Genomic DNA, 6,389 nt, shown 5'->3' on the forward strand with positions numbered 1-6,389 from the left:
TGCTTGCCGTCCTTGCGTCCGCCGTACAGCTTGCCGTCGTCGCCCCAGAACCCGCCGCCACAATCGATGTTGCCGACGTGCTCGCCGACCCACCGGTCGGTGCCGCAGCGCTCGGCGTTGCGGGTGTAGTCCAGCCAGCGGTCCTCGCGGGCGCCGGTTGCGCCGCGCAGATCGAACCAGTAGGCGACGCCGTGCGCGATGAGCCCGGCGAACACGGCGTCGAAGCGCTGGCGGTCGGTGGTGGGCTGAATGGTCCGCCGTCGGGTGATGGTCTTGGCTGTCATGGTGTCGTCCTCTCATCCCTGTTCCTCCACTATAACAGACGTATGGCCAGTGGCCAACCCTCTCCGGCGAAATTGGCCAATGGCCTGGCCAGACCCTGGCCAACCTATGTTATAGTCAGGGACATGAGCGACTCTCTTGCCCTGGCCAATGGCCAGCCCCTGACCGAGCGATACCCGCGCGGCCCACTGGCCACCCTGGCCAACCTGTGGACCAACGCCGTGGCCTACGTGGCCCTGCTGGCCGGCGCCGGCCTGTCCATGGCCGGCAACGTGGCCGATGTCCTGCGCACCCGCGGACCGGCCACCGACGGCATGGACGTGGCCATCGCGGTGGCCATGCCCGGCCTGGTGGTGCTGGCCGTGCACATGTTCGTCTCGCCGCGCTGGGATGGCCTGGACTGGCCCATGCAGGCCATGCGGTGGACCGGCTGCCTGGCCATCGGCGGGATGGCCATGGTGGTGAGCTGGTTCCACCTACATGACCTGCTACTGGCCCGCCAGCAACCCCTGGTGGCCACCATCCTCGAGCCGCTGGCCCTGGACGCGATGGCCATCATGGCCACCGCCCTCCTGCTGGCCGGGCGCCGGCTCGCTGGCCAGACCGGCGCGCTGGCCACTGGCCAGGTCGCGGACCTGACCGAGGTGGTGGCCAGCCTGACCGCCGAACGGGTCAATGAGATCGTGGCCAACCACCTGGCCACCGGCCAGGCCAATGACCAGGACATCGACGTGGCCATCGACGACCGGCCGGTCAGGTCCGTGTCCTGGCCAGCCGCGCCGGTCTCTCCGGCCAGCTGGGTGGACCGGGAGGCCGAGGCCATCCTGCGGCTGGCCAACCTGCCCAGCGCCGAGGACCTGGCCAACCGGCCGGATCGGCTGGCCATCCCGAGCCAGGACCGGCCGCGACCGATGGCCATCCCGGAAGGCGTGGCCGAGATGGTGGCCCGGATGGTCGAGCAGGGCGCGGCCATGAAGGAGATCGATCAGGCGGTGGCCAGCGTGTATGAGGTGGCCGAGCGTACCGCGCGGCGCTGGCGTGGCCAGTTGGCCAGCGAGCCGGGTCAGTAATGGCCGGCGAGCGCAAGCGGCGGATCTGCTGGCCATTCGACGCGGTCTGCCTGCAGGGCGGTTGCTCGTACTGCGCGGACAACCCGCCCCGGCACCGCAGCGAGATCTGGGCCGAGGCCAAGCGGTTGGGTTTGGAGGATGATTATCGCCTCGGATGTGACATCGGCGGGCCGGGCAAGCTGCCCTGACCAGCCCAGACAGCGAACGGCCCCCGCGGAATGTGACTTCGCTGCGGGGGCCGTCCGGTTTTCCTGGACCATCACCGACAGCCAGGCTACTCGCCGTCGCCCTGTTTGGTGGCCAGCCACTCGTACAGATCAGCCAGTCGGTACAGCTTGGCGTTCTGCGCGCCGGTGCCCATCACGTCGGGGAAGGTGCGCCCGTCGCGCTGCGAGTGCAACCGCAGCGCGGCCAGCGAATACGGCACCTCGTCCAGCTCGGCGAAGTCGCGCAGGCTCACGTACTCCTCGGTGTCGTCCTCCGGTGATGTAGCAGGCTCCCACCGGGGGAAGATCGGTGTATCGAACTGCTGCATCATCATCTTCACGTCCAGCAGCGGCACCCCGCTGGTGGCGAACGCGATCAGCCGCTCGGCCTGCTCCCTGAGGTCCGGATACGCCGCCTGGAACACGGTCGCGGTGCCGGCCACGGCGTAGCCGAACCGACCCGGCTTGGCGCTCATGGCCGGCTTCTTGGCGCTGGGGCCCATCACCAGGCGCCAGGCGCCGACCGGCAGCCGGCCGGCCAGGGCGAACGCGCCGAAGTTGTTCCGTGAGCCGATCTCGGCCCGGGTGACCTCCTGCGCCGCGAGGATCACGTTGATCCGGAAGCTGCGGCCCATGCTGGCGAGGCGGTCCAGCGCGGCCAGGGCCGGCGCCCGCAACGGCGCGCCCTTGGGTCGGGTCGCGATCCAGTGGTCTCGGATGATCGTCTGCAGACTGTTGCGTTCCTCGAGGACAACCACGATCCGATCGAACTCCGGTTCCGGCTCGCCAGCATCCGCGGCAGCGGCAGCGGCGGCCCCGCGACGGCGCAGCTCCATGTCCAGCCACACCACGGTGTCGTGGATCATCTGCGGTTCCCGGCAGTACAGCACCTCGGGGATGCGCGCCAGCCAGCCGTGCGAGACGTACTTGGGGTCGAGCAGGACGGTGCCGCATCCGCCGCGCATGAACTGCGCGACGATCCAGGCCATGAGTTCGCTCTTGCCGGACCCGGCGCCGCCGCCGATACCGATGTGCGGGCTGTCATCGCCGAGGTCCCAGTGCACCGCGCCGGCCGCGCTGTGTCCGAGGTAGGGCCGTTCGGTGTCGGCGTGCTGCAGCATGGTGTGCCAGTCGACCTGGCCCGGCGGTTGCGGCGGGGTCCACAGTTCCATGTACGGCTTGGCGCCCTCCATGTTCCAGCGAGCATCCAGCGCCTCGTGGCCGAGCCGCTCGCGCACCGCGTCCAGTAGCCGGTCCCGGTCGCCGTCGGCCACCTGAGCGGCGGGCAGCCCGATCCGCCCGGTCGCCGCGAGGTCCTTGCCGTGCACCATGCCGCGCGGGATGTCCACGTAGACGCCGTCGCGGGTGCGCAGCACCGCCCACGCGGCCTGCCGGATCGGGCGTAGGTACTGCTTCTCGTGGCGGTAGGTCTGCACGTAGCGCACCCCGCGGTGGCTGCCGTAGCCGAGCAGCGGAAGCCAGGCCAGCCCGGGCGCCCACGCGTCGAGCCACCACGGGTCGTGCAGCCCTACGTAGTCGGTGCCGGCGGCCACCAGCGTCCAGGGCGCGAGCACGAAGCCGGGTAGCCGGGTCATGAGCAGGCCGCGTTTCCAGCCGGGCCAGTAGTTGTGCGCGGCGGTGTGCCCGCTCAGGGTGAGTGCGTGCGTGCCGGCGTGCCAGAACGTGGCGTTGGTGCGGGCGTGGCCGTCCAGCGGTCGACCGGTGAGGAAGCGGTACGCGAACGCCGTCTTGGAGTAGCGGCCGAGAAGGACCGGGATCGGGTCCTCGGAGGTGCCGCGCCACGCGGTATCCGGGGCGTCAACGTCAAGGAAGGTGCCGGTCATCGTGAGGTTCTCCCGGGCAAGGGGCGGTTGTTCCTACATCCTGACTATAACACATGAGTATTGCCCGGGGCGGGTGATGCCTGGACGCACACCCCGTACCTCTGCTATAGTCTGCGTATGAGGCCGGGCGCGGTTCAGCCAGAGATGCGGGTCGCATCCGGCCGTTTCCTTGCCAACGAACAGGAGTGACCAGCATGGCCAGCAAGGGCAGCGAAACGAACGTCTTCACCGAGTTCCTCACCAGCGGCAAGGCCGTCAAGGCTGCCGCCGCCCTCACCGAGAAGATCCAGCAGGGCAAACAGGCCCAACAGGGCGGCAAGGGCAAGTCCTGACGGCTTCCGCGCCCGGGCCGGCGCTTCCCCGGTCGGCCCGGGTGCGGTGGTCGCCAGGACGGCGACAGAAGGGACGGCAAGCGATGGCCAAGGACAGATTTCCGGAACACGGAACGGCGATGCAGAAGACGAAATGGGCGCGCGATCAACTCCGCGGCATGGTTTCGCCCGAGGAGTTGGATGCCACCACGAAGCGGGCCTACGAGCTGGAACGCGCCGTCGAACAGGCCCGGAAGGGGCGGAAGTGATGGCGAAGCCAGACAAGGCAGCCGCGAAGCGGGACTACTACGGCCGCAAAAGCAAGGCCGCGGAGTACCGGCAGAACGGTAACCCCGACGCCGCCGCGCACTACGACCGCGAAGCGCAGGCCATCTTCGATGATTACCGCCGCCGAGGCGGTAAGTGATGGCGAAGAAGGTGGGCCAGGTCAACGAGAACACCGGCCGCGTCGAGACACGCAAGATGCGCCGGACCAAGGAAGTCGACTTCCCCGTGACCGTCGTCAAGACCCGAGCTCAGCGCATCGCGCGGAACCTGTGGGGATGATCAGCATGGGATGGATCAGTAAGAGTCAGCAGGACCGGGACCACAGCGGACTGCGGGACGTGTGCGCCGCCGACGGTAAGAAAGGCTCGAAGGCGGATCCGCTCGGCGTGAGCGACACCGGATCCCGGGTCCACAAGCGGCACTTCGAGGACCCGAAATCGGGATTCTTCGGCGGCCAGCAGAAGCCCGGTAAGTAGCCATGGCCAAGGCGCTACCGAAAGGCACGGTCCGCAAGGGCGTCCGGATGACCAAGGACGGCCCGAAGGTCGTCGTGACCAAGCCGGCCAAGGGGTTGGTCGGCAAGCTGGTCGACAAGGCGCTCAAATCTCAGGGGAGGTAGCCATGGCCAAGATCCTGATCGAGAGCGAGAACGATCGGGGCACCACCGCGGTGGTGTGGGATGCGGGCGAGGGTGACGAGCCCTGGTACGTGTACCGGTGCGACTGTGGCGCCGAAGGCACCGACCGCGGCGACTTCGCCGACACAGTCGCAGACGCCGAAGTGCACGTGGACCTGCAGTGCCTCGGACGGCCGACGTGAACGCGCGCCGCGCCGTCGCCATCTTCCTGGCCACCGCCCTGGCCCTGCCCGTGGCGGCTGCCTGCCGCGTGCAGCCCTGCTCGTCGGGCTGCACCGGCACCGTCGTCAAGACGGAGAAGCAGAAGTGCGGCGTCAGAGAGTGGTGCGTGCACCGCTACTACGTCACCGTCCGGTACGGGAACTCCACCGATCGCGGACAAGTCTCCGAGGCCACGTACAAGATGTGCCAGGTCGGCGAGGCCTGGCCCGACTGTAAGGCGACGACCCGATGAACCTGGGAGAACTGCGCAAGGCCATCCGCGACTTGCCGGACAGCACCGAACTCGTGGTGCACGGCGGCGACGGCGAGCACTCCGAGATGCACTTGGAGTACCGCCTACCCCCGGACGGCGCGGGCCACGGGTGGGCGCTCTCCTTCATCGAGGGCCAGTCCGTGACGCTCGAGTTGAACATGGACGATCGTTGGGAATCCGCCGAGCCGTGGCCGGACAGCATCACCGCCCCCTCCACCGACGAGGAGTGTGGTGCACCCGGACCGGGCGGCCTGCGCTGCCGGCGCTACGCCGGCCACTCCCGGCCACCAAGGCTGCACGCCGCCGTGAACGCTCGCGGGGAACTGGAGAAGTGGTGAGCATCCGATCCTGGTGGCGCGGCTGCAAGCGACGCAAGCCCGGCGTCTACCTGGCGCGCACCGAGAAACACCGCCGCGCCGGCCGGTACGAGAACGGCTACGTCGGCAAGTCGCGGCACCTGGCGCTGCGCCAGACCTGCCACGAGGGCACCTGCCGGCACCAGAGCTGCGCGGCCAAGCCGTGGATGGACCTGGCGCCGCGCTGGCACGCGCTACGGCTGCCGTGGTGGCTCGGCTGGGGCTGGATCCTCGGCCCGCTTGAGGTGGCCGCGATCGTCCTGCTCATGCCGCGCTACAACGCTCAGCACAACCGGCGCAACCCGCGCCGGGTCCCGATCAGCCTGCAGCACCGCCAGCGCGCCTACCGCGACGCCGGCATGTACCGAGGTGGCCGCCGGCTCAGCCCGCGCTGGGTCGACGCCGGGGTTCGGGTCGCCGGACTGGTCTGCGTGCTCGGCGGGGCCGCCGGCTGGATCATCACGCACCGATAGCGAAGGGAGAGACGTCATGATCCGCACCCAGTTCGGTACGCCGTTTCAGGAGACGGAAGCTCTTCTCGCCGTCGGACTCGAGGACATCGAGGCTGCCGAGGACATCCTGCGAGACATGCTCCCTGGCGAGCTATCCAAGCTCGCCAGGGACGCCCAGGAGCTTGCCGAGATGTGCAGCTCAATGGCCCGAATCAAGGCACGCAACTAGCTCAAAGGACGGAACCTTGCCGAACGACAACTTGCCGATCCGCGCCCGGTCGAGGCTGCCGGGCGCGAACACCGGCCCGCTCCGGCGCCGCCCGGTCGTCCCGGTCGCTACCGAGCTCATCGCGAACCACTCAGAGCATCTACTCAAGGCCGAGCTGCGGCGGGGGCTGCGCCGCGGGGAGTACGGGGCCACCTCGGCGATTGCGCGCACCCCGGCCGGGCAGTACGCGGTCAAGGTGC

The 6,389-nt window shown here is 69.2% G+C and carries 16 protein-coding genes; 14 read left to right on the forward strand and 2 right to left on the reverse strand.

What is annotated here, in order from left to right; translation table 11 throughout:
• Nucleotides 1-284 (reverse strand): hypothetical protein (locus tag JF597_RS01310; protein ID WP_293987425.1); only part of this gene is annotated, 284 nt, incomplete at its 3' end.
• A gap of 123 nt (nucleotides 285-407) precedes the next feature.
• Between JF597_RS01310 and JF597_RS01315 the strand changes: the two genes are divergently transcribed.
• Both JF597_RS01315 and JF597_RS01320 read left to right on the forward strand, forming a co-directional pair.
• Nucleotides 408-1,352, forward strand: coding sequence for a hypothetical protein (locus JF597_RS01315; protein ID WP_293987428.1), 945 nt, complete (start codon nucleotides 408-410; stop codon nucleotides 1,350-1,352).
• Complete coding sequence (locus JF597_RS01320) at nucleotides 1,352-1,540, forward strand: hypothetical protein (protein ID WP_293987431.1); 189 nt, start codon at nucleotides 1,352-1,354, stop codon at nucleotides 1,538-1,540. The genes JF597_RS01315 and JF597_RS01320 overlap by 1 nt, the downstream gene beginning before the upstream one ends.
• A gap of 86 nt (nucleotides 1,541-1,626) precedes the next feature.
• On the opposite strand, the gene JF597_RS01325 is transcribed toward JF597_RS01320, so the two are convergent.
• The gene (locus tag JF597_RS01325) at nucleotides 1,627-3,402 is read right to left on the reverse strand and encodes a hypothetical protein (RefSeq protein WP_293987434.1); all 1,776 of its coding nucleotides are present in this window, start codon (nucleotides 3,400-3,402) and stop codon (nucleotides 1,627-1,629) included.
• Nucleotides 3,403-3,596: 194 nt separating this feature from the next.
• Here JF597_RS01325 and JF597_RS01330 point away from each other — a divergent pair, with 194 nt between their 5' ends.
• From JF597_RS01330 to JF597_RS01385, 12 genes are all read left to right on the forward strand, one after another.
• Entirely contained in the window at nucleotides 3,597-3,734 is a 138-nt protein-coding gene (locus JF597_RS01330; protein ID WP_293987437.1) for a hypothetical protein, read from the forward strand.
• A 119-nt stretch (nucleotides 3,735-3,853) separates the two neighbouring features.
• Complete coding sequence (locus JF597_RS01335; protein ID WP_293987440.1) at nucleotides 3,854-3,982, forward strand: hypothetical protein; 129 nt, start codon at nucleotides 3,854-3,856, stop codon at nucleotides 3,980-3,982.
• Nucleotides 3,982-4,140 carry a hypothetical protein gene (locus JF597_RS01340; protein ID WP_293987442.1) on the forward strand — a complete coding sequence of 53 codons (159 nt, stop codon included), beginning with the start codon at nucleotides 3,982-3,984 and terminating at the stop codon, nucleotides 4,138-4,140. The genes JF597_RS01335 and JF597_RS01340 overlap by 1 nt, the downstream gene beginning before the upstream one ends.
• A complete protein-coding gene (locus tag JF597_RS01345; RefSeq protein WP_293987444.1) occupies nucleotides 4,140-4,280 on the forward strand; it encodes a hypothetical protein in 141 nt (46 codons plus the stop codon). Before JF597_RS01340 ends, JF597_RS01345 begins: the two co-directional genes overlap by 1 nt.
• A gap of 5 nt (nucleotides 4,281-4,285) precedes the next feature.
• The gene (locus tag JF597_RS01350) at nucleotides 4,286-4,477 is read left to right on the forward strand and encodes a hypothetical protein (RefSeq protein ID WP_293987446.1); all 192 of its coding nucleotides are present in this window, start codon (nucleotides 4,286-4,288) and stop codon (nucleotides 4,475-4,477) included.
• 2 nt (nucleotides 4,478-4,479) lie between these two features.
• Nucleotides 4,480-4,620, forward strand: coding sequence for a hypothetical protein (locus JF597_RS01355; RefSeq protein WP_293986647.1), 141 nt, complete (start codon nucleotides 4,480-4,482; stop codon nucleotides 4,618-4,620).
• Nucleotides 4,621-4,622: 2 nt separating this feature from the next.
• Nucleotides 4,623-4,820 (forward strand): hypothetical protein, encoded by a 198-nt coding sequence (locus JF597_RS01360; protein WP_293987448.1) that lies wholly within the window; start codon nucleotides 4,623-4,625, stop codon nucleotides 4,818-4,820.
• Nucleotides 4,817-5,092, forward strand: coding sequence for a hypothetical protein (locus JF597_RS01365; protein ID WP_293987450.1), 276 nt, complete (start codon nucleotides 4,817-4,819; stop codon nucleotides 5,090-5,092). The genes JF597_RS01360 and JF597_RS01365 overlap by 4 nt, the downstream gene beginning before the upstream one ends.
• A complete protein-coding gene (locus tag JF597_RS01370) occupies nucleotides 5,089-5,451 on the forward strand; it encodes a hypothetical protein (protein ID WP_293987453.1) in 363 nt (120 codons plus the stop codon). The genes JF597_RS01365 and JF597_RS01370 overlap by 4 nt, the downstream gene beginning before the upstream one ends.
• Complete coding sequence (locus JF597_RS01375; protein WP_293987455.1) at nucleotides 5,448-5,942, forward strand: hypothetical protein; 495 nt, start codon at nucleotides 5,448-5,450, stop codon at nucleotides 5,940-5,942. Before JF597_RS01370 ends, JF597_RS01375 begins: the two co-directional genes overlap by 4 nt.
• Nucleotides 5,943-5,958: 16 nt before the next feature.
• A complete protein-coding gene (locus JF597_RS01380; protein WP_293987457.1) occupies nucleotides 5,959-6,150 on the forward strand; it encodes a hypothetical protein in 192 nt (63 codons plus the stop codon).
• A gap of 16 nt (nucleotides 6,151-6,166) precedes the next feature.
• On the forward strand, nucleotides 6,167-6,389 hold a 223-nt coding region (locus JF597_RS01385), incomplete at its 3' end, for a hypothetical protein (protein WP_293987459.1).

Source organism: Streptomyces sp. (assembly GCF_019510245.1).
Classification (GTDB): domain Bacteria; phylum Actinomycetota; class Actinomycetes; order Streptomycetales; family Streptomycetaceae; genus Streptomyces.

Excerpts from the sequence above, each read along its gene's own strand:
- JF597_RS01315 (WP_293987428.1), top strand. The coding sequence starts at position 408 with ATGAGCGACTCTCTTGCCCTGGCCAATGGCCAGCCCCTGACCGAGCGA.
- JF597_RS01320 (WP_293987431.1), top strand. The coding sequence starts at position 1,352 with ATGGCCGGCGAGCGCAAGCGGCGGATCTGCTGGCCATTCGACGCGGTC.
- JF597_RS01325 (WP_293987434.1), bottom strand. The coding sequence starts at position 3,402 with ATGACCGGCACCTTCCTTGACGTTGACGCCCCGGATACCGCGTGGCGC.
- JF597_RS01330 (WP_293987437.1), top strand. The coding sequence starts at position 3,597 with ATGGCCAGCAAGGGCAGCGAAACGAACGTCTTCACCGAGTTCCTCACC.
- JF597_RS01335 (WP_293987440.1), top strand. The coding sequence starts at position 3,854 with ATGCAGAAGACGAAATGGGCGCGCGATCAACTCCGCGGCATGGTTTCG.
- JF597_RS01340 (WP_293987442.1), top strand. The coding sequence starts at position 3,982 with ATGGCGAAGCCAGACAAGGCAGCCGCGAAGCGGGACTACTACGGCCGC.
- JF597_RS01345 (WP_293987444.1), top strand. The coding sequence starts at position 4,140 with ATGGCGAAGAAGGTGGGCCAGGTCAACGAGAACACCGGCCGCGTCGAG.
- JF597_RS01350 (WP_293987446.1), top strand. The coding sequence starts at position 4,286 with ATGGGATGGATCAGTAAGAGTCAGCAGGACCGGGACCACAGCGGACTG.
- JF597_RS01355 (WP_293986647.1), top strand. The coding sequence starts at position 4,480 with ATGGCCAAGGCGCTACCGAAAGGCACGGTCCGCAAGGGCGTCCGGATG.
- JF597_RS01360 (WP_293987448.1), top strand. The coding sequence starts at position 4,623 with ATGGCCAAGATCCTGATCGAGAGCGAGAACGATCGGGGCACCACCGCG.
- JF597_RS01370 (WP_293987453.1), top strand. The coding sequence starts at position 5,089 with ATGAACCTGGGAGAACTGCGCAAGGCCATCCGCGACTTGCCGGACAGC.
- JF597_RS01380 (WP_293987457.1), top strand. The coding sequence starts at position 5,959 with ATGATCCGCACCCAGTTCGGTACGCCGTTTCAGGAGACGGAAGCTCTT.